The organism is uncultured Roseibium sp., from assembly GCF_947499295.1.
Lineage (GTDB): Bacteria > Pseudomonadota > Alphaproteobacteria > Rhizobiales > Stappiaceae > Roseibium.
In genome coordinates this window covers 714,175-733,219 of the sequence record NZ_CANMNP010000001.1, presented here as the reverse complement: position 1 = coordinate 733,219, position 19,045 = coordinate 714,175, and the positions used below count along the sequence as shown (strand labels likewise).

The 19,045-nt window shown below is 56.2% G+C and carries 30 protein-coding genes; 17 read left to right on the top strand and 13 right to left on the bottom strand.

All coding sequences use genetic code 11. The features are described from left to right. The first annotated feature begins 31 nt into the window (after positions 1 to 31). On the top strand, positions 32 to 1,456 hold the full coding sequence (locus tag Q0835_RS03540; protein ID WP_298958461.1) for a M20 family metallopeptidase: 1,425 nt from the start codon (positions 32 to 34) through the stop codon (positions 1,454 to 1,456). A gap of 213 nt (positions 1,457 to 1,669) precedes the next feature. After that, on the top strand, positions 1,670 to 2,059 hold the full coding sequence (locus Q0835_RS03535) for a VOC family protein (protein ID WP_298958459.1): 390 nt from the start codon (positions 1,670 to 1,672) through the stop codon (positions 2,057 to 2,059). Between the two features lie 101 nt (positions 2,060 to 2,160). Here Q0835_RS03535 and Q0835_RS03530 read toward each other — a convergent pair whose 3' ends face one another. Further along, complete coding sequence (locus Q0835_RS03530; protein WP_298958457.1) at positions 2,161 to 2,532, bottom strand: VOC family protein; 372 nt, start codon at positions 2,530 to 2,532, stop codon at positions 2,161 to 2,163. 487 nt (positions 2,533 to 3,019) lie between these two features. Here Q0835_RS03530 and Q0835_RS03525 point away from each other — a divergent pair, with 487 nt between their 5' ends. Continuing rightward, positions 3,020 to 3,418 (top strand): hypothetical protein, encoded by a 399-nt coding sequence (locus tag Q0835_RS03525; RefSeq protein ID WP_298815829.1) that lies wholly within the window; start codon positions 3,020 to 3,022, stop codon positions 3,416 to 3,418. Next, complete coding sequence (locus Q0835_RS03520; RefSeq protein WP_298815831.1) at positions 3,418 to 3,612, top strand: helix-turn-helix transcriptional regulator; 195 nt, start codon at positions 3,418 to 3,420, stop codon at positions 3,610 to 3,612. The genes Q0835_RS03525 and Q0835_RS03520 overlap by 1 nt, the downstream gene beginning before the upstream one ends. A gap of 30 nt (positions 3,613 to 3,642) precedes the next feature. Here Q0835_RS03520 and Q0835_RS03515 read toward each other — a convergent pair whose 3' ends face one another. Both Q0835_RS03515 and Q0835_RS03510 read right to left on the bottom strand, forming a co-directional pair. Next, a complete protein-coding gene (locus Q0835_RS03515) occupies positions 3,643 to 4,620 on the bottom strand; it encodes a DMT family transporter (RefSeq protein WP_298958455.1) in 978 nt (325 codons plus the stop codon). A gap of 58 nt (positions 4,621 to 4,678) precedes the next feature. Further along, positions 4,679 to 5,839, bottom strand: a complete 1,161-nt coding sequence (locus Q0835_RS03510; RefSeq protein ID WP_298958453.1) for an aminotransferase class I/II-fold pyridoxal phosphate-dependent enzyme — start codon at positions 5,837 to 5,839, stop codon at positions 4,679 to 4,681. Positions 5,840 to 5,946: 107 nt separating this feature from the next. On the opposite strand from Q0835_RS03510, the gene Q0835_RS03505 reads away from it, so the two are divergent. Continuing rightward, a complete protein-coding gene (locus Q0835_RS03505; protein WP_298958451.1) occupies positions 5,947 to 6,834 on the top strand; it encodes a LysR substrate-binding domain-containing protein in 888 nt (295 codons plus the stop codon). A gap of 72 nt (positions 6,835 to 6,906) precedes the next feature. Here Q0835_RS03505 and Q0835_RS03500 read toward each other — a convergent pair whose 3' ends face one another. From Q0835_RS03500 to Q0835_RS03480, 5 genes are all read right to left on the bottom strand, one after another. Next, on the bottom strand, positions 6,907 to 7,356 hold the full coding sequence (locus Q0835_RS03500; protein ID WP_298958449.1) for a hypothetical protein: 450 nt from the start codon (positions 7,354 to 7,356) through the stop codon (positions 6,907 to 6,909). Between the two features lie 274 nt (positions 7,357 to 7,630). Next, complete coding sequence (locus tag Q0835_RS03495) at positions 7,631 to 8,383, bottom strand: site-specific integrase (RefSeq protein WP_298958446.1); 753 nt, start codon at positions 8,381 to 8,383, stop codon at positions 7,631 to 7,633. A 215-nt stretch (positions 8,384 to 8,598) separates the two neighbouring features. Beyond that, on the bottom strand, positions 8,599 to 8,985 hold the full coding sequence (locus Q0835_RS03490) for a helix-turn-helix domain-containing protein (protein WP_298958445.1): 387 nt from the start codon (positions 8,983 to 8,985) through the stop codon (positions 8,599 to 8,601). Position 8,986: 1 nt separating this feature from the next. Next, a complete protein-coding gene (locus tag Q0835_RS03485; RefSeq protein ID WP_298958444.1) occupies positions 8,987 to 9,622 on the bottom strand; it encodes a hypothetical protein in 636 nt (211 codons plus the stop codon). Then, a complete protein-coding gene (locus Q0835_RS03480) occupies positions 9,606 to 10,088 on the bottom strand; it encodes a hypothetical protein (protein ID WP_298958443.1) in 483 nt (160 codons plus the stop codon). The genes Q0835_RS03485 and Q0835_RS03480 overlap by 17 nt, the downstream gene beginning before the upstream one ends. A gap of 237 nt (positions 10,089 to 10,325) precedes the next feature. Between Q0835_RS03480 and Q0835_RS03475 the strand changes: the two genes are divergently transcribed. Beyond that, complete coding sequence (locus Q0835_RS03475) at positions 10,326 to 10,616, top strand: hypothetical protein (protein ID WP_298958442.1); 291 nt, start codon at positions 10,326 to 10,328, stop codon at positions 10,614 to 10,616. 7 nt (positions 10,617 to 10,623) lie between these two features. Here Q0835_RS03475 and Q0835_RS03470 read toward each other — a convergent pair whose 3' ends face one another. The 4 genes from Q0835_RS03470 to Q0835_RS03455 all read right to left on the bottom strand — a co-directional run bounded on the left by Q0835_RS03470 (position 10,624) and on the right by Q0835_RS03455 (position 13,734). Then, entirely contained in the window at positions 10,624 to 11,073 is a 450-nt protein-coding gene (locus Q0835_RS03470) for a hypothetical protein (RefSeq protein WP_298958440.1), read from the bottom strand. A 773-nt stretch (positions 11,074 to 11,846) separates the two neighbouring features. Next, positions 11,847 to 12,419: a hypothetical protein gene (locus tag Q0835_RS03465; RefSeq protein ID WP_298958438.1), complete on the bottom strand. Its 573-nt coding sequence runs from the start codon at positions 12,417 to 12,419 to the stop codon at positions 11,847 to 11,849. After that, a complete protein-coding gene (locus tag Q0835_RS03460; protein ID WP_298958436.1) occupies positions 12,416 to 12,688 on the bottom strand; it encodes a hypothetical protein in 273 nt (90 codons plus the stop codon). Before Q0835_RS03460 ends, Q0835_RS03465 begins: the two co-directional genes overlap by 4 nt. Before the next feature lie 170 nt (positions 12,689 to 12,858). After that, positions 12,859 to 13,734: a hypothetical protein gene (locus tag Q0835_RS03455; RefSeq protein WP_298958434.1), complete on the bottom strand. Its 876-nt coding sequence runs from the start codon at positions 13,732 to 13,734 to the stop codon at positions 12,859 to 12,861. 128 nt (positions 13,735 to 13,862) lie between these two features. Here Q0835_RS03455 and Q0835_RS03450 point away from each other — a divergent pair, with 128 nt between their 5' ends. Then, positions 13,863 to 14,240 (top strand): hypothetical protein, encoded by a 378-nt coding sequence (locus tag Q0835_RS03450; RefSeq protein ID WP_298958432.1) that lies wholly within the window; start codon positions 13,863 to 13,865, stop codon positions 14,238 to 14,240. Positions 14,241 to 14,242: 2 nt separating this feature from the next. On the opposite strand, the gene Q0835_RS03445 is transcribed toward Q0835_RS03450, so the two are convergent. Next, on the bottom strand, positions 14,243 to 14,860 hold the full coding sequence (locus Q0835_RS03445; RefSeq protein ID WP_298958430.1) for a type VI secretion system-associated protein TagO: 618 nt from the start codon (positions 14,858 to 14,860) through the stop codon (positions 14,243 to 14,245). Between the two features lie 71 nt (positions 14,861 to 14,931). Here Q0835_RS03445 and Q0835_RS03440 point away from each other — a divergent pair, with 71 nt between their 5' ends. From Q0835_RS03440 to Q0835_RS03395, 10 genes are read left to right on the top strand one after another with little or no spacing between them, the layout of a single operon-like run. Beyond that, positions 14,932 to 15,180 carry a hypothetical protein gene (locus Q0835_RS03440; protein ID WP_298958428.1) on the top strand — a complete coding sequence of 83 codons (249 nt, stop codon included), beginning with the start codon at positions 14,932 to 14,934 and terminating at the stop codon, positions 15,178 to 15,180. Further along, entirely contained in the window at positions 15,177 to 15,746 is a 570-nt protein-coding gene (locus tag Q0835_RS03435; protein WP_298958426.1) for a hypothetical protein, read from the top strand. The genes Q0835_RS03440 and Q0835_RS03435 overlap by 4 nt, the downstream gene beginning before the upstream one ends. After that, positions 15,730 to 15,945: a hypothetical protein gene (locus tag Q0835_RS03430; protein ID WP_298958424.1), complete on the top strand. Its 216-nt coding sequence runs from the start codon at positions 15,730 to 15,732 to the stop codon at positions 15,943 to 15,945. The genes Q0835_RS03435 and Q0835_RS03430 overlap by 17 nt, the downstream gene beginning before the upstream one ends. Further along, positions 15,942 to 16,307, top strand: a complete 366-nt coding sequence (locus tag Q0835_RS03425; RefSeq protein ID WP_298958422.1) for a hypothetical protein — start codon at positions 15,942 to 15,944, stop codon at positions 16,305 to 16,307. The genes Q0835_RS03430 and Q0835_RS03425 overlap by 4 nt, the downstream gene beginning before the upstream one ends. Beyond that, a complete protein-coding gene (locus Q0835_RS03420; RefSeq protein WP_298958419.1) occupies positions 16,304 to 16,693 on the top strand; it encodes a hypothetical protein in 390 nt (129 codons plus the stop codon). Before Q0835_RS03425 ends, Q0835_RS03420 begins: the two co-directional genes overlap by 4 nt. Then, positions 16,686 to 17,228, top strand: a complete 543-nt coding sequence (locus Q0835_RS03415; RefSeq protein WP_298958416.1) for a hypothetical protein — start codon at positions 16,686 to 16,688, stop codon at positions 17,226 to 17,228. Before Q0835_RS03420 ends, Q0835_RS03415 begins: the two co-directional genes overlap by 8 nt. Next, entirely contained in the window at positions 17,225 to 17,437 is a 213-nt protein-coding gene (locus tag Q0835_RS03410; protein ID WP_298958415.1) for a hypothetical protein, read from the top strand. The genes Q0835_RS03415 and Q0835_RS03410 overlap by 4 nt, the downstream gene beginning before the upstream one ends. Then, the gene (locus Q0835_RS03405) at positions 17,434 to 17,697 is read left to right on the top strand and encodes a GapR family DNA-binding domain-containing protein (protein WP_298958414.1); all 264 of its coding nucleotides are present in this window, start codon (positions 17,434 to 17,436) and stop codon (positions 17,695 to 17,697) included. Before Q0835_RS03410 ends, Q0835_RS03405 begins: the two co-directional genes overlap by 4 nt. Next, entirely contained in the window at positions 17,697 to 18,725 is a 1,029-nt protein-coding gene (locus Q0835_RS03400) for a phage Gp37/Gp68 family protein (protein ID WP_298958413.1), read from the top strand. Before Q0835_RS03405 ends, Q0835_RS03400 begins: the two co-directional genes overlap by 1 nt. Beyond that, a complete protein-coding gene (locus tag Q0835_RS03395) occupies positions 18,722 to 19,045 on the top strand; it encodes a DUF4326 domain-containing protein (RefSeq protein ID WP_298958411.1) in 324 nt (107 codons plus the stop codon). The genes Q0835_RS03400 and Q0835_RS03395 overlap by 4 nt, the downstream gene beginning before the upstream one ends.

Here is a 19,045-nt window from a genome sequence, read left to right as displayed (position 1 = left end):
ACAGATCTATTGCCAAGTCTTGGAGGAAAACATGAAAAACACTGATCGGGTCTGGGATTTGGTGGATGCACGCCGTGAAGACTATATCGGCCTGTCAGACCGCGTTTTCGACCTTCCTGAGATCGCCTATACCGAATTCAAATCGGTCGTCGAACACAAGAAAATGCTTGAAAAGGAAGGCTTCCGGATCAGCGAAGGCGTCGCCGGAATACCGACCGCGATTGTCGGTGAGGCGGGCGAAGAAGGTCCGGTGATCGCCATTCTTGGGGAATTCGATGCTCTTCCCGAGCTTGGACAGGTCGCAGGGGTTGCCGAGCATGAGCCGATCCAAGCAGGTGGTCCGGGTCATGGCTGCGGGCACAATCTATTGGGATCAGCCGCACTCCTGGCAGCCTCCGCCGTCAAGGACTACCTTGCCGAACGCGGGCTCAAGGGACGCGTGCGCTACTATGGCTGTCCGGCAGAAGAGGGAGGTGCCGCCAAGACCTTCATGGTGCGTGAAGGCATTTTCGACGACGTGGATGCCGCAATTTCCTGGCACCCGGCAACCTTCACGGCGGTCAACGAAGCGCGCTCTCTCGCCAACACCCGGATCGATTTTACCTTCCACGGACGCGCGGCGCATGCCGCCGGAGCGCCGGAACTTGGCCGCAGCGCACTTGATGCGATCGAACTGATGAACGTCGGTGTCAACTACATGCGCGAGCACATGCCCGATGATGCCAGGGTGCACTACGCCTATCTGGACGCCGGAGGCATTGCACCAAATGTCGTACAGTCCAAGGCAACTGTGCGCCAGCTTGTCCGGGCCCGCAATCTGAAGGAGCTGCGCGGTCTGATAGAGCGTGTGCGCAAAATCGGCGAAGGCGCTGCGCTCATGACGGAAACACGGGTTGAAACCAGTGTGGTCAGCGGTGTCTCGAACCTCCTCGGCAATCGCCCGTTGGAAGAAACCATGCAACGCAATATGGAACGGCTCGGTGCACCGGACTTCGACGACAGCGATCGGGAGTTTGCCGAAAAGATCCGTGCGACACTCAGCGAGGACAATATCACCGTCTCCTTCCGCCGGATTGGAGCGGAAGTCGACCCGGATCTGTCGCTTTGCGATTTTATTGCTCCGCTCGACCGGCAAAGCGAAGGCGGGGAGGGCTCAACCGACGTCGGCGATGTCAGTTGGGCGGTCCCGACGGTTCAGGCACGTGTCGCAACCTGTGCCGTTGGAACCCCCTTCCACACCTGGCAATTGACCGCGCAAGGCAAGGCACCGGCGGCACACAAGGGCATGACGCAAGCGGCAAAGATCATGGCCGGAACCGCAATCGACCTGTTTGAAGACACCCAGGTTCTTCAAAACGCAATCGAAGCTCACAAGAACACTCTGGAGCAAGACCCTTATGTCTGCCCGATCCCTGATGACGTCTCGCCGCCACTGAAGGCGATGAGCAACCAGTAACCTCTGGTGATTGCAATAGGAACTCATCGAGCCGTGCCGTTGCGTTTCTAGGCTCCACCCGTGTCGAGACCTATTTAGCTGTATACGGATTTTGACGTTGCTGCAAAACGGTCAAAGCGATCGTCTGCTTGTTTTCCATTTAAGGTGTTTGGAGGATGCTTTGGGGACGATAAGTGCTAAACATTGCGCGACGCAGGGGGCGGGAGATGCATCGTGATAGACCACGTAACCTTTGGTGTGACTGACTTCGACCGGTCGGTGGAGTTCTATGATCAGGCATTCGCGCCGCTTGGGGTGAAGCGGTTGTTTGAAGTGCCGTTGGAACACACAGGCGGAGTGAAGGTCGCTGGTTACGGCGATGACAGACCCTGGTTCTGGCTTGCAGAAGAGAACGCGACAAGAGGAATGCTTCACATAGCGTTAGGGTCGATTGACCGTGCGGGTGTTGACGGGTTTTACGCCGCGGCGCTTCGGGCCGGAGGTACGGACAATGGTGCGCCTGGATTGAGGCCCCACTACCATATTGACTATTATGGAGCTTTTGTTCTCGATCCTGACGGGCACAATATCGAGGCCGTTTGTCATCTCCCGGAAGCACCCTAGCGGCCGAGGGCTGCCGATCTTCCAAAATAGCATCCAACGATTGGCATGGATTGTGACCGGATACGAGAAGGATGCGAATTCTTCCACTCAGCTCACGGCGGTCAGTCGGCAGAGCCCATGTGCTGCCCAAATCGAATATTGTACCCATTCAAATCGACTGCGTTGAATTCGCGCATGCCCCAGGGATAGATCTCCGGAGCGCGGGTAATTTCCACCTGATTGGCCATTGCCCGGTCGTAAACAACATCCAGGTCATTCACGTCAAAATAGAGCCAGTTCGCACCGAGCTGAGGCTCACCTTGCCAGAAGTGCACGCAGGCTGCGTCAAGCAGAATAGCACCGTGCGTTGGCGGCTCTCCCCAGACGAACCTGATGGAAAAGCCGAGATTGTCGACATACCAGTTACACGTGTCCAAAACACTCGGCACGGCAAGTGTCGGGTAAACGGCTGAGCATCGAAATGACTTTAACATAGGCACCTTCATAAGCAGTACTTTTGACGTCTTCGTCAAAACGGACATCAAGAGGGCGAGGCGACGTGACCAACCAGGTTGCCATTCAGTGTATATCGCGTTTCAACTGCCCACCCATATTCGGCCAGCGTATTCTGCACGCTCTCACGGTTTAAGAACTTGCCGGTCGATGTCTTGTTGCATGTAACGATCATGACCCTTTGATGTTGGTCAGGGCCTTTGCCGAGCCAATTTCTCAGTTCTTGAACAGACGAGACCTTGACGCGTTTTAGATTTGGAATGTGCATGTCCTGCCGTGCTTTAAGCTGATTGCCTTCAAAGTCTAGGCCAGAACAATAACGCCTCATAGAGGCAATTCCTCAAATGCATCGGAAAAACGCTTCGCGACAAAAGCGTCGACCGCATCGAAGAGATGTAAAGCAAGCTTTACAATTGGTTGCGATACGTTTATGTAAAGGAAGCTTTCCATTTCTTTGGAGTACTCAACATGACGACGGAACTCGCAACGTCCCGCTTTTTTAAGATCTTTATCCCCGCGATGATCGTCTACATTGCCGGATCGGCTGGGATCCGGTGGTCCACAGACAGCGGCACTCTTCCTGCCTACGCGCTCTACGCACTGGTCCTGATCCCGATAGTGGCAATTTTCGTAGCTTTTTGGGCGCAATGGCGATTTGCGATGGAACTCGATGAGTTTCTTCGCCTGATACAAATCAAGGGCACCCTCGTTGGAATAGCCTGCGTGATGATGATCGCATCGGGATGGGGCCAGATGGAAAGATTGGCCGACGTCCCGAGACTGCCGGTGTTTTGGCTGCTGCCGATCTTTTGGGCAGCACAAGGATTGGCAACCACGCTGATATCGAAACGTGAAGGCGTTTTTTAATGAAAAACCGCCTGAAGGCGCTGCGGGCTGAACGAGGCTGGTCCCAGGCAGTCCTTGGGGAATATCTGAGTGTTTCCCGGCAAACGATAAACGCCATCGAGGCGGGGCGCTATGATCCGTCGCTGCCCCTGGCATTCAAGATTGCTCGCCTGTTTGAAAGAAGAATTGAAGACATCTTTGAAGCAGACGAATGACCGGTCACCCGGATCTGAAGCCGGAAGTCTTCAGTCTTGACGGGAACGCCGGGCAGAACTTGAACCTCGCTTGGATGTCGAACTCAACAAGGCACCGGCAATAGCCAAAAGCGCCCCTACAATGGTGTTGAGGGTGACATTGCCAAGTCCAAATGTCGCCAACAGGCCCATGGCGACAAGTGGGGTCAGAAAGGCGAAGCTGGAGATTGCCGCTGCCGAGCCCGATCGCGTGGCTTTGTCCCACAGCATATTTGCGACCGTAAACGGGCCGATCCCCATGAAAATGATCGCGAGCCATTCCGGGGTAGACGGCCAGTAGGCAGGTTCGAGGATGAAATGTGCGCAGAGTGCGGCAAGCCCGGCAAGCCCGAGCGATGGACCGACGACATTTGTTTCGACCCTGGCAATAGAGCGGCCGACAGAATAGACCGCGAAAGTCATCGCTCCACAGGCACCAAGCAGAACCCCAACGCCATCAAGACTTCCTGCCATCTGAGGATAGAGGGCGACGGCCACGCCCAGAAACCCGCAAGCAATGCCAAGCGCCTGAAACAAAGAAGGCAAGCGTCGATGCAGCATGGATGCGAGCAGTACAAGAAAGACCGGCCAGAGATAGTGCACGACATTGGCCTCGGCCGGACCGATCCTCGCTATCGCGGCAATGTAGAATGCGTTGTTGCCCATCAGCCCAAGGGAAACGAAAACCATCGTCCTCAACGGCAAGGACAGAAAGGTGCGGGAAGCACCCTTTCGAGCAGCCAGCGAAAGAGAGAACAGAAAGCCGATCAGCGCTGATGCGCCCAGGGTCAGAAATGGAGGCGCAGGACCGACCGCTGTTGCAAGTGCTGGCCAACTCGCCCACAAAACAACGGCTCCGGCGACAAGACCCATTGTTTTTGCTTTCGGGCCATCTGAAGTACCGGACAGCCTCGTTCCGCCAAACCGCTCCCACCACCGAATGTGAACGATAGCGGGTTGTCCTGTGGGAGTGGTCACTAACAGGGTCATTCAGGCCCAATCCTTACCTTCAAAATTTTCGGTTTGCCCGAGAAAGTGGATGATCAGCTTACTTTGAAAGAATGTCGAACAGATTGTTCAGATCCGTACGCAGGTCCTCCTGGTCCTCCAGGCCAACATTGATCCGCAGAAAGATGCGCTGATGCTCTGCTTGCTCGAACGTTCTTGCGTTTTTGACCGACATGGGAACGATCAGACTGCGCGTCCCGCCCCAGCTCGCGCCAATCGCCATGACTTTAAGCTGATCAAGCCCTTCATCCAGTCGGTGTTCCTGACGTTCATTCAGGACAACACTGAAAACTCCGCTCGCACCGGAAAAGTCTCGTTTCCAAAGCGCGTGCTGCGGAAAATCCGGGAGTGCAGGATGCAGCACCTTTTCAACGTCAAGACGGGAAGCCAGCTCTTCAGCAAGGCTCAGCGCGACTTTTCCCACATGCGCAAGCCGCACGGACATTGTCTCAATACCCCGCAAGGCAAGCGACACCTCATCGGGTGAGACGCCGATGCCGAGCATTCTCATGGTGTCGCGCAGCTTTTTGCGCAGCTCCAGATCGTTGACGCAAATGGACCCGAGCAGAATGTCTGAATGCCCGCCCACATATTTGGACAGCGCCTGCATGGAAAAGTCGATGCCGAGATCCAACGGCTTCAAAAGCAACGGGGTTGACCAGGTATTGTCGGCTCCGGTCAGAACTCCATGCTTCTTGCCAAAGGCGGCAATCATCCGCAAGTCCTGCAGTTCCATGGTTGTCGACCCGGGCGATTCCGCCCAGATCAGTTTGACTGAAGGATCGATCAGATCTTCCATCCCTTCGCCATCGGGCCGATAGATCTTGTGGTGAATGCCGCGTGGTTCCAGATAGTTGACGCAGAAATCCAGAACGGGTGGGTAAACGTTGTCGGGAACAAGAACCGTATCTCCCGGGTGCAGAACGCTTAAGAAGACGATCGTTGCCCCGGCCTGGCCAGAAGGCACGATGACGGATCGAAGGCCGTTCTCCAATTTAGTGATCTGCGCTTCGAGCGTGCGCGTCGTTGGTGTTCCGTACAAGCCATATAAATAGCTGTCGAGATCTCTCTGGGAACGCGTTGTATAGGCTTGGGCATTTTCAAACACGATTGTGGATGCGCGGTAGGTCGGCACCGCCAAACTTGTAAATTCCGAAAGGTCAACGGCGGGATGGATCGTGCAGTTTGTCGCGTCGCGCATGTGAACTCCTCTGAAGTTTTTCCAACTACAGCAAAATCCAGACTGGCAAACAATTAATAGTTCGGCATAGTTCTATGCACAAAAATTATATCAAGTGAGTGCAGATCATGAAGTTCAGGCAGCTTGAAGCCTTTCACACCCTGATGATCTCGGGTTCGACAGTCCGTGCTGCCGAACTCATGCAGATCACGCAACCGGCTGTCAGCAGAAGCATTGCTGAACTGGAAGCGTCTCTCGGTTTCATACTTTTTGACCGGGTGCGCGGGCGCATGGTGCCAACCACAGAAGGACAGTTGTTCTTTCGCGAGGTATCAGAAAGTTTCAAAGGCATGGACCGATTGCGCTCTGCAGCGGCCGCAATCCGGGACTTCGGTTCTGGGCACCTGAAAATTGCCTCGCTTTCCGCCCTCGGCGCGGAAGTGGTGCCAAAGGCAATTCAGGATTTCAGAAAGAGCAATCCTCGCGTCAGGATAACGCTCCAGATCTTGCCTTCAGCCCAGGTGCGCAATCAGGTCGTCGATGGAAACTTTGACATTGGCCTTGCCGCCGATGAGATTGACCGCTCAGGCGTCGATACGACCCATTTCGGCGGCTATTCCGGTGTCATCGCGATGTCCTCCCACCATCCACTGGCCACGCGAGACAGTCTTGGACCAAAGGATCTGGTCGGCCAGCCGATGATCGGCCTTGCCCCGGAAGATCGCGCACGCCACAGGTTTGACGCCATTTTGTCCGAGGCAGGCGTGTCACCGGAATATGTGGTGGAGACACCTTCCTCAACGACGACATGTGCCTTGGCGCTTGCCGGGGACGCAGTTGGACTGGTCAATCCGCTTGTCGTGGAAGGTTTTGTTGCAAGAGGGCTGGTAATTCGCCCGTTTGCCCCTGCGGTAAACTTTCGCTCGTTCCTCTTGTTTCGTCCGGACATACAAAGGTCGAAACTGGTCAGAGCCTTCACCAAGTGCCTGTATGACTTGAGAAATTCGATTGTCTGATACCAGGATCATGCAGGACGGAAACGCGTTTGGCGCGGTTGAAATGCAACTGGTTTGCATGACTGACTTTGCTCACTGTGCATCAGACCGCAAACCCAAGGCAGCGTCGCAAGCGCCTGTGTGTTCGGCAACTGCCTCTGAAAACCTGTCCTTCCACTGCCGGCTTTCAGCCAACTCAAACGACAGTTCGGTCAGAGTATTTGCAAGCCACAGACAGGGCGAAAATGAATTCAGTTCGCTTAGTCTGGGCGGTGTGGCACTGCTTGCTGCCAACGTGTCGGCTGACCATTTCGATTGAAACTTCAAACTGGCGTCAAGCAGTACAAGAATGCCCGCGCGATAGGTGTCTCTTTGTTGATTTGGCGGCGCGCCACTTGCCTGGGCAATCATCCCGGCAACGACCGCGTTTTTTGCATGAAGGGCCCCGGCAGCTTCCAGCGCTTCCTGAAGGCTTAGCGTTTCTGCAGCGTTAGAGAGCGAAATTGGAAAAAGAAGAAAAACCACGGAAAGAACAAGCTTCATGATCGTTGCCCAAGTTCGAAATCGGCCCAAGTATGCAACTGCAACGGAATGAAGTCGATGATTGCGATCGTGAATTCGACCTAGAATAGTCTCAACTTTCTCCCGGTTTCAGAATTCCGAAAAGCCTGTTCCGCTGAGAAACTGAATACCAAAGTAGATCAACGCTGTGGAAGAAAGAAAAATGGTCGGAGTGAGAGGATTCGAACCTCCGACCCCCTCGTCCCGAACACTGTTGTGGCGAAAAGGGGTCGCAGGTTTCTGCGGCTTTCGCCTGTTATTTCAGGTCTTTTTGGTGTTGTTTGGTATCGTTTCTGTCGGGTAAAAGTCGGGCGGGGGCTTTTGCCGTGATGTTGTTCCGGGCTTGTTCTTGAAAGCCGGGGCAATGGTGGCGATAGACGCGATCAAAGGTTTCAACCGACATGCCGATATAGTCGGCCGCTTCGGACAGTGGCACGCCGTTGCGCGCCAGCCAGGTTGCTGCCGTGTGGCGAAGCGTGTGTGGTATGACGTCGTCGTCAAATCCGGCTGCTTCGCGCACGGCGCGAAACGCCTTATTGATCTTCGTGACCGGCTTGCCGTTCCATTCCACCACATGATTTTTCGATAGTTCGAGCCTTTCCCAGCGGCGCAGGTGAGCTAGAAGCCTGTCAGGCAGCGCGACCGGTGGCGCGCGTTTCTTGGTCTGCTTTGCACCTGGCGGCTTGCGGTAGAACAGCCCGGCGTCGAGATCGATATAGGCGGAATGCAGGGTGGGGCGGATGGCGGCGCCGCAAACCGGCCCGGCGCGGCTGCCGGTATAAAGGGCAACAAGTATGAACCGCGCAACATGCTGAGCCGTCCGTCGTTCGGTGTCCTGGCCTTTGTATTTTTGACGCAAGCGCCAAGCCGCCCAGATCAGCCTGGCCGCTTCGCTCCGTTCCAGCCAGCGTTCGCGCGATGGTCCTCTTTGCGGAAGTGTTACAGGGATCGGTCTGTCTACCATCCCTTCCTTGTGAGCATGCTTCAGCGCCGCGCGCAGGTCTTCCAATTCGCGGCGAGCGCTAGACGGTGCGCCGCGCGCCTCGGCATATTCCCGACAGGTCTTGCCCTTGATATCTGACAGCATCATTGTTCCGAAATGGTCGAGCAAGCGGCCGAGCCGGGTTGCTGTTTCGGCTGGGCGTGCGTGGGTTGGGGCTACGTCTTCGGAGTAGAGGGATATGGCGTCAGCAACGGGGATCTGATCCGGTCGGCACTGTCTTGCTAGCGACGGGTCGTGTTTTTCCGCGATGTAGTGCGCGAGTCTTCTTTCAGCTTCTGCAAGCTGATCCGCGCCGCAGCCAGTGGAATGTTTACGACTTCCGTCCCGGATGATCCAGACTGCCGCTTCGGCGGTGCGGCCTTCACGGCCGGCCCTTGCGGGTTGCAGCCAAAGCCTTGGTCCTTTGCGTTTACGCGACATCTTTCGCGCCACTCCCTGATATCGGCACGGGTGACACAATAGCCGCGCCCTATGCGTTCGGCGCTCAGCTTGCCCGCCTTGATCGCCTCGCGCAAGGTGTCGGGCTGAACAACGCCGCGCAAAAACAGCGTGCATGCCTCTTTCAGCGTGACGGGATCGTCATCGGCAAGGCGGGCGGCGTCTGTCATCTTAGCCGCGATCCTTCAGGCGCAGGTCGGCGCAGTTTTTGGTGGCGTTGATGACGGCGCGGATGTCTTTTGCCTTGTCAGGCATTCCGACATTCGTTGCATGTTCAGCGGCGCCGTTCATTCGAGAGACGTAATTGGCGGTGATCTGCGCCGGATCGAGCGGTGGTGTGCTTGTCCAAAAGTATCCAAGCGGCCATTCGTTTATGTTCTTGGGATTCTGCCACTTGCGGCCGACATAGACGCGCGTGCGGTACTCATATTGAGTCCACAAAAAGCCGAGAAACTTTCGCTCGCGGCCGGTGTAGCCGACTGCTGGATCCACGGATTTCATCAAAACCCCCTCGGGAAAAGCCAGAAAAGGGCCTCGCCGACAGGGATGCTGGCGGCGAGGCCGAGTGACACCCGCGATGCGGCGCCGGCCAAGAGGCGCTGCACTGTTGAACCTGCGGGTGTTGGGGAGGTTCTGGGTTTTTTTGAAAGGGGCTTTGTCCGGCCAGTTGCCGAATTCGTTGTCGGCGGCTTTCAGGGCCGCGGCGCGGGCAAGCATCATGTTGACCACAAGGACAATCAGGCAGAGGCCGATCAGGATCGGCAGCCAGGGCGCGATGGCGCGGATGATCTCAATTAGCGTTTCCATGGGCCTTGTCCTTGTCTTTGCCCCTATCCGGGGGATCAATGCTTGCAACGGCGGCTTCGGCCACCTGCGCTGAAAGATCGTGAATGTTCGCCGGGCCGGTGACGGTGTGGCCGTTTGCGGCCAGGGCCGCGCGGATAGCTTTCAGGGCTTCGGGCTTGCCGTAAATGACGACGTCTTCCGCCTTGTCCGGCTGCGCCAGAACCAGCGTTTGAACCTGCTGGCCGTGCACATATTCCTGGCGGCCGTCCTCATGGGTGACGATCAGCGCACGGGTCGGGCTTTTGGCGGACTGGTAGAACCGGATCTGCGCGGACAGGCTGACAAGGCATTTGTGAAAGCTGTCGGTCAGCGGCCAGAGCATTTCGAAACGGTCTTCAACGGGCAGGTGCGTCGCGTTTCGGAAGGCTTTCAGCCCGGCAAGCAGAACCTTGAAGGATGACCATGTGTTTTGAATGCTGGCGGTCATGGCTGCGTCTCCTGATTGTGTTTTCCGGGGAAACGCTAGCAAGTCCCTTTCACCATGACCCGCACTCAGGGATTGCAATTCTTTGACAGCAGAAACTAGGGGCTGTTGCGGGATCATGCGCCCGCTCCCGCAAAGTTAGCGGGGAAAACGCGCCGCATTGCTTTCTCAGGTCTACTGAACCTGAGATTGTAGGAGTTGCGCACCGGGTTGTGGGACCCGGTGCGCGGCATTCCACTCATGACCGAGAAAGGCAAAGACATGAACAGAATGAGCCAAGAGGCTTTGGAAAAGCGCTTAATTGACGCTGAAGTGCGCATCAACCAAATGGACATACCGCTTTTGCGGGCAAATATTGACCGCATCGTTATTTGCGAAGTCTTAAAGCGCATCATGCCAGCCAGCATCAGTCGCGAAGACGTTGCTAAGGCCGCAACAGAGGCGTGTGAGGATCTCAGGACCACGAAACAGCGCGGAACCACGGTCGATGGGGTGCTGGAAGAGGCTCTCGACACCTTTTTCAAAGGCTGACACATCTCTAAAGTCCCAGCCACGCACCTGTCGCCTTTTGGCGGCGGGTAGTTGTGTAGTCGGCAATGGCGGAATTCAGGTCTGCGGCCAGTCTGGTGAGTGCCTTTGTGCGTTTTTGCAGGACTTTGACATTTGGTCCAAGGCTTTCGCTGTGTGCAGTGGCGACAGCATCAAACCGTTCGTCTTCACGCAGCTTATTTGAGGCTTCCCCGTATTGGGTGAAGGCTTTGTCGAGCGCAGTCAAAACCGCCAAAACGGTCTCAAGTTTGTCGGCGCTGTCCTTGCATTGCTCAGCAACGTCCCAATGCGCCTTCTGAATCCGTTCCTGCGCCTGATCGGCGTAACCCTGGTTTCTTCCGACCTGCTCAAGTTTGCGTTCCAGGTCGGTAATGCGTTTTTCGAGCGCGGCGATGCTGGCTGCTTCCGGCTTGGCGGTCTTGCGGGTGTTTTTGGGCATCGGGCGCTCCTGAAAATCGAAAGTGCGTGCAATTCACATGATATTTGCACGCATAAGCGTTCAAATCAAGTAAATGAACGTAAAAAAGTTGAAGCCAATGTTGCTAAGGGCTTAAATTTGCCGCGCAATATTGGTGAAACTAGCTAGATTGGTGTTGAAAATGTTCGACAGGGGCGTTGTTTTGGCGGGCGTGCAATTTTCAATTCTTGATTTGATGAGGGCTGGCGCTGAGCTAGAGGCGAAACTGCGCTCCTATGGAGTTGCGCACATCGAGTTGCATGACGAGGTGCGCAAGTACCACGAGAGCGTTGACCTTTCCGACAAGGGTTACGTCGGCGAATACTTCCATCGCTCAATAAACACCCTGCCACCCTCTATGTTTCAGGGGGTCACGTGCCGTTCCGAAGCTGGGGAGGTAATTGCAACTTCGGCTATTCGGTGTGATGAAATTGCTGGTTGGGATCTGGACCGATACATTCGGGAGTTTTGGGAGCGGGCGTATAGGACGGAGGCCGGAGAGCCAGTTGTTCTGGCGGACGACGCGGTTGCGTTCGCAAAAGGGATAACAGGCCAGATAGCATATGTTGGCGATACATATGTCGCAGAAGCTTGGCGCAAAAACAATCTTGCAGCGTACTTGGTTCGCTTGTGCCTAGTAATCGCCAACACCAAGTGGGCGCCAGTCTATACATATGGCTGGATGGCAAGGCACCATGCTTATCAGAGAGCGCTTTTCCTTCGGTGGGGCTACCCGGCTTGTTATGGTGGCGGGCTTAAATGGAAGTTGCCACCGGCAAATAAGGCTTATGAAGATTTGTGTTTCTTAGGATGCGATCCTGCCGGTGTCGTTCAGCTTCTTCAAAGGCCGTTGGATATCGGGCCAGACGAGAATTGAATGAATAGACGCCAATGAACCAAGCGCCTTGACCGTTTGTAATCGGAAAAACTGCCCGCGAATATGAGACTGGCCGGTCGTCCGTTGCCATGGCGTCGCGGCATTCAATGTGTTCAACAACCACTTGCGTATAGTTGATGCAGTCTTTGTACCCTTCAGCCGTGAGCCTTCTGTAAGTGTCACTGAACACCGAACCTGGAGAAACGGGCGTTTTCGGCCAATCGAATCCAAATTCAGTAGAGGCAAGGGTCTCGCTGCCACCGAACAAAATTCTTGGAGAGTCTAAGGTGAGAGGATTGCCATCAAGGAGCACAAGGCGCTCGGAGTAGCGGCCTAACTTCTCGTCAATCAAATAGTCCCTTCGGATGCAATCGGAAATGAGATGCTTCGCGATTGGATCATCGGCGGTGGCCAAGAAGTCTAGGTCAAGGCGAGTTGCGTGATTCTTCATGGCTTCATGCTCTGTTGAAGCATTGCAGTCTGAAGAAAGAAATCAGCATGCTTCATGAAAAGTTCAACATCTTTACCGGTCAAAGTATCAGGCTGGCTGTGTCCAAAAAGGTCGTGACATACAAATGAGCCTAAGAAGACGGTTAGATTGTAGTCGGCGCAATCATCCAGGAACACCTGCAAACTTTCGTGCTCTGTCATAGGCTCAAGTTCCGAGTAAAGTTCCTTGGCGAACCTAACAAGTTTCTCACGGTCTTTGGAATTCGCCATGTATCGCCCCAAGGTGCACAAACGTTTATTTGTTTTTGCAGCATGTGAACTGCCGTTCAGTCATTTAAAGGATAAAGTTAATGAGCTGTAAAGATCAATTTGCGGTTGAAGCGCAGAATACATAATTTACAACCCTTGATATCGTAAAGGTTGTAGTTGTATAGGTCTTTTTAACTATCCGAAGCGTCGGCTAACTTTAGCGCGTAAATCTTTTTCACAAGTTTTGCACGGGTGCTCGCTGGCCCGAGCTTCCCATACACTTGACGTTCTATCTCGTATGCCTCTTCGAGCGACGCCATTAAGAGGTCGGTGTCCAATTCATTGCCGTTCGCAATTGAGGCTAGTTCGTCAAAGGCCGCAACACTGTCAGGTGTTGTGCCGCCGTTAGATCCGCCAAGAATCCAATTCTGTAATGTTTCGAAAGAAACGCGTGCGTCAGTCGCCAGGTGCTTCATTTCGTCAATGCTAAGCTGTTCGCCCTGAGACAACGACTTTAAAAACGTTCGTTTTTCATCAAAGGAGAGTGCATCTGTAATCGCAAGTATCTCGTCGATTCTAGGATTTGCCGGTTTTCCGGTCAGGACCCAACCAGCGTCAATGGCGAGAGCATCGCACAATTGCGCTAGCCCTTTTTGTCCCGGCATGCGTTCCAGTGTAAACAGCTGAGAAACGGCATTCACGCCGAGTTTCGCGGACTTGGAGATGCTTCGGTTGCTCTTACCACTCAGCAGAATGGCAGCGGCAATTCTATCTATCGGGCGTGCACTCATGTAGGATTTATAGTGTTCTTCGTGCGTGATAGCACGTACGTAAAAGCGTTCATCATGATTGACATGAACGCATAAGCGTGCATTATCCGATGCATGCCCCATGAGTTGATCCAACCTATCGAAACTTTCTTGGCGCTCAAGCAGCGATGCGGCGAGCGCATGTCGCCCCATCATTTCGGGCGAGTGGCTGTTCAGGATGGGAGATTGCACGAACGTCTTGTCGGCGGTGGCGACATCGTCACCAAGAAGGCGAGGGCTATTCGGAAGTTCATCCATCAAGAAACCTTGCGGTTAGTAAAACAATACGGCGTCGATGATGTTGCGCCGTGCCTTTTGATTTCATCATCTTTGGCGGAAACCGATCTGTCATCCCCAAAAAACCGTGAAAATTTGGGGGTAGGGTCGTGAGCATCGGACGGGCGACCAATTCAGAGCAACGGCGGGCTTTGAAGATTGCCACGCAGCGCACCGCGCAAATGTGTGGCGGGTATGACTGCGCAGCGGCCGTGACACGCGTGCACCTGAAAACACTTTCCGACTATGGCAACACCGGCAACGACCGGCACGAAGACACGTTCATACCCGCCGACGTGCTGGCCGATTTGATCGTCGATTGCGCAGAGCGCGGCGAAGTGGCGCCGATCCTTGAGCGTCTGTGTGAATTGGCCGGTGGGCGCTTCGTGCGCGTGCACGGGGATGGGCTTTTGGCGCTTGTTGATGACCTTCAACGCAATGTTGAAACGCTTCGCGACCGTGTCAGCAACGGGGAGGCGGTGGAATGAGCCTACCAGTTGCAAGCTTCACGCAAGGGTTTGATGGCTTCCTCAAGACCGCTGATCTGAAAATGACCGGTGACGGCGCTTTCGATGTGGGGCGTGGCGCGGATCAGCAGTGTTTCAGATCCGAACAAGGACTTGATAAAGGGGATTGCGCTCGCGCCACTCCAAAGCCCGAGCGCCTCATGATTGTTGGACTCGCGAAAGCGCCTGGAAGCAGGTTTCTGCTTGTCTATCCGATATTCAATCTTGCTGTGGTTCAGGTCGGACATGAACAGGCCGCCGAAATTGAACCACAAGTTGGTTTTGTTTTCGCGGCAGGCGATTATCAGCGTGATGTAGTTGCTTTTGAAGCGGCTCTCGTACTTCTGCTTGGACCTGGCTCGCAAGAACACATTCGTGGTGTCGTTGAATTCAGATTTATCGATGCTTCTGATCCAGCTGTTTCGCCAGGCAATGTCCGTCTTTTCAGATTTCTTGGTGGGCGTGTGGCCCATGACACGGTCGTAGCAGGCCAACCGGTATTTGTCGGTCGGTATTTGAGCGCATGTTTCGAGGTCATCGGCGGCTATCGCGGGTCCGGTAAGCGCGCACACAGCGCTGAGCAGCGCAATTCTCAGTTTCATCAATCGCAGTCTCCGTCACGTGGATGCACTAGAGCAAATCCACCCGCAAAAGTCGAGTGGAGGGTTGCGGCATGAGCCTTCTGGATAAATGCAGCGGTGAGCAACTGGTGCTTTTGGCGGGCCGCCTGCGTGGCATTGCGGCGCAAAAGACCAGTGCGGCCAAGGCGAGTGTGACGCTTGGTCAAATGTCGGACGATGTCTTTGACACCAAGTCCGCGCTTCAGACCGCCCGATCCTTCATTGACGACAGCAACGACGTGACCCTGGCCGCCGACCTTTTGGTGGAACTGGCCGAAGCGAAAAGGGCAGAAACCTCATGAGCAACCTGACCCCAACCCGGCGGCCCGGCGAAGAGCTGCTGTTTGCCTGTTTGCGCACGCCGCGCAACCCTGAACGGCGTCAAAGGCTGGCCGCGCGCGTGCACGTGCGAGAGCCGCGCCCGGTGAAAAAACCCTCCCGTTTCTTCTTCGACCCGGAAAACCAGCCGCGCGGCCTGGTGGGGCGCATGCCGGAAACACCGGAAGGCACGCCGAACGCGGTGCCGGCACCCGACCGGCCTGCGGGCTATGAGCCAACCCCTGCTAGCGAAGGGCTGAGCCTCGATGTCTACGCGGTGCTGTTTGAAATATGTGCCGTTTACGGGCTTTCGCCGATTGAATTGATGAGTGGGCCGGGGCGCTATTGCGCGGAGGCGCGGCAGGAAACCTATTACGTCCTGATTACGGCATGCGGCCTGACCGGCGTTGACGTCGGCCGTTTGATGCGACGCAAGCATCCCGCCGTTATGGCCGGTGCACGCCGCCATGCCGAGCGCCATCAACTGCCGATCACCTGGCGCCGTGGCCGCAAGAAAGCTTCGGGAGGTGCCGATGCCGGTGACGAGTGAAGAGGTTCCCGCTTACCGCCAGGCCGTGAAGGCGGCCGACACGATCCGCCGGTTCTGGATGGCGCGGCAGATGATCGTTTCAACGGAAGTGATTGAAGCCGCGCCGCGCGATCCAGGCTTTGCGATTGAATACGGCGTGCGCTCCGACATGGTCAACGGCCTGCCGGTGGTGCGGGTGCAGCGGGGCGCGATCCGATGAGCGCCGACATCCGCCAGCGGTTGCGCCTGTTCAGTTGGGCGCGGGGGCAGCACCGGCTGCGCTGTGAGGACGCACCGGTTTCCTTTGCCGCGATTGCCGAAATGATCAGCGCTGACACGGGCTTGCCGGTGAGAACAGCAGCGGCGGCGCTGGCAGGCGGGTTTTCCAGCAAGGACATGCAGGCACGGCTTGCCGCCTGGAACGGACTGAAGCTGGCCCAAAAGCACGGGCAGCCCGTGCTGGTGTTGGACCCCCGTTCTGGTTTCGAAATTGGGACGGGGGCAGGGCCGGGCGCGGGTGCTGCGCCGATCTCAATTGAAGAGGCGCTGCGGCGCGTGAATGGCAGGAGCAAAGCGGCATGAACCCTGACTATGCGCATTTGCTCAACGGGGCTGAGCTTGACTATACCCGGCTTGGTCTGGCTTTGAAAGCCGTGATCGAGGCGCGGGGCTGCACGCTTTATCAGGTGCAGCAGCAAACCCGGATTTCGCGCGCGTCCGTCAGCCGCGCAACGGCAGGCATCGAGATTTCAACCGGGCCGCTTTTGCTGCTGTGTATTTGGGCCGACCTGAACCCGTTTGAGCTTCTGCGCCCAATGGAGCCAAGTTCAATCGCGGCGACATCGTGCGGCGATACGGGCGACTACAGGGTGTTTCACAGTCTACAGGGTGTGAAACCATCTGAAAAATCACGGCAATTACGGGCGAAGCGCCGAAGCGTCAGACTGGCGAGGGCGAAAAATGGGTAAACGCTCCGACTTTCCCCGGATGAAAAACGAGTATTACCGCACCTTTGACCCGCGTGCGGGGGCGGCGCTCAAGCCGTTGCTGCAGCACTATGGCGTGAAAAGCTACTGCGAGCCGTGTGTGGGCCTGAAAGACCTTGTCGGGCAGTTGAAAGCCTTCGGCCTGATTTGCAGTGCGCTTTACGACATCAACCCGCGACGGCCGGGGATCCCCTATGCCGATGCGCGGTTGTTGCAGGCGGCGGATCTGAATGGCGCCAGCGACATCATTACCAATCCGCCGTGGCTGCGGATGATCCTGCATTCGCTGATTGATGTTTTGGCGGGCCTTGCGCCGACCTTTCTGCTGTTTGAGGCCGACTGGAAGCACACCAAGCAATCCGCGCCTTTCATGGACTATTGCACCGATGTCGTCAGCGTCGGCCGTCTCAAATTCATGCCCTGCACCACGCAGGACGCAAAGGAAAACTGCGCCTGGTACCGCTTCGACAAGCGGCGGGCCGGGTGCAGCACGATTTTTCACGGGAGGGTGGCGTGAACGGAAGCAGCTTTGAAGACAAGGTTGCGGCTCTGATCTTGGCTGCGCGTTGCGTGACCGATGCGGACGATCAGGAGGCCGCCGGCATGTTGCTTTGTGCTGCGGCCATCGCTGCCGAAGATTCCGGATTGACGCTGGAAGCCTCTGTTGAGCGTTTGAGATCCGATTACATGGGGTCCGCTGCGGCGGGCCATGGGAGTTTGCAATGAGCGATCCAGGCGGCGTTGCGGCCGATCAGTTGTGCGCGTTTGTCGAGCGCATCGAGCGTGTTGAGGAAGAAAAGAAGGCCCTCAACGATGACTTGAAAGACATTTATGCCGAAGTGAAATCGGCGGGCTTCGACAAGCAGATTTTGAAACGCGTTGTCTCCTGGCGGCGGAAAGAACCGCATAAACGCGAAGAGGAAGACGCCGTCTTTGACCTTTACGTGCACGCGCTCGGCATGGCGCCGGACAAGGGGGATTCGTGATGGCTGATCATTCCAAGATTGAATGGACGGATGCGACTTGGAACCCGATCACCGGGTGTTCGTTGATGTCGGAAGGGTGCCGCTTTTGCTATGCGGCCGAGCTGGCGGCGACGCGGCTGAAAAACCATCCCTCACGGGTGGGCCTGACGAAGAAAAGCGCGGCCGGGGTGGTGCAGTTCAACGGCAAGGTTCGGTTCAATGATGACTGGCTTGACCAGCCGCTCAGGTGGCGCAAGCCGCGCATGATCTTTGTCTGTGCGCATGCGGACCTTTTTCATGAAAACGTGGCGGATGACTGGATCGACAAGATTTTCGCCGTCATGGCACTGTGCCCGCAGCATACGTTTCAGGTGCTGACCAAGCGGCCGGAGCGGATGAAAAAGTACATGCAGCGGCGGAATGACAACGCGCATCATCCGGCCATGGACTACGCGGCTTTGATGGCCGTGACCGGGTGTTGGGATACGCCTGCGCTTGACCTGCTCGCCTGGCCATTGGCAAATGTCTGGCTTGGTGTCTCTGTTGAAGATCAGGTGACTGCCGACACGCGGATTCCGTATCTGCTGGATACGCCTGCGGCGGTGCGGTTCCTGTCGGCTGAGCCGCTGTTGGGGCCGGTTCAAATCCCCGAGTACATGCCCAACCCCCTTTGGAATGACCTACCTTCTTGGAAAGAGCCTGAAATAGATTGGGTGATTGCCGGTGGCGAGAGCGGACGCAATGCGCGCCCCATGCACCCGCAATGGGTGCGGGACCTGCGCGACCAATGCGCGGCGGCTGAGGTGCCTTTTTTGTTCAAACAGTGGGGGTCTTGGCAGGTTGTCTATGACCGTGACCGCGATGACCCGGATTGGCGGGAATGCGGAACGATTGATCGCAAGACGCCAAACGGCCAATGGCTGAACCTGTCTGGCGGCCAGGGCTTCCACGGTGAGAGTGTGGTTCGCGTGGCGCGCACGCACAAGAAAACATCTGGCCGGGTGCTCGACGGCGTCACCCATGACGGGTTCCCGGAGGTGCGGTCATGACCCCGAAACGCATTCAAATGACGCGAAACAAGCCCTGGCGGTGTGATGCGCCAGAGGCAGTGAAGGTGGACCGGTCCACCAAGTGGGGCAATCCATTCAGGATCGGCGATAATATGCCGGGTGTGCCTGGTGTGCCGATGGGCGCGGAGGACGCGTGTCAGTGTTTCGAGCTGTTCACTATTCCCACACTGCCGGTGCATGAGCTGACCGGCAAAGACCTTGCCTGCTGGTGCGCACCCGGTGCGCCCTGCCACGCAGATGTGCTTTTGAAATACGCGAGCCGCTGCGCGGGTCAGTCGTCAGACGTGGAGGTGGGGTGA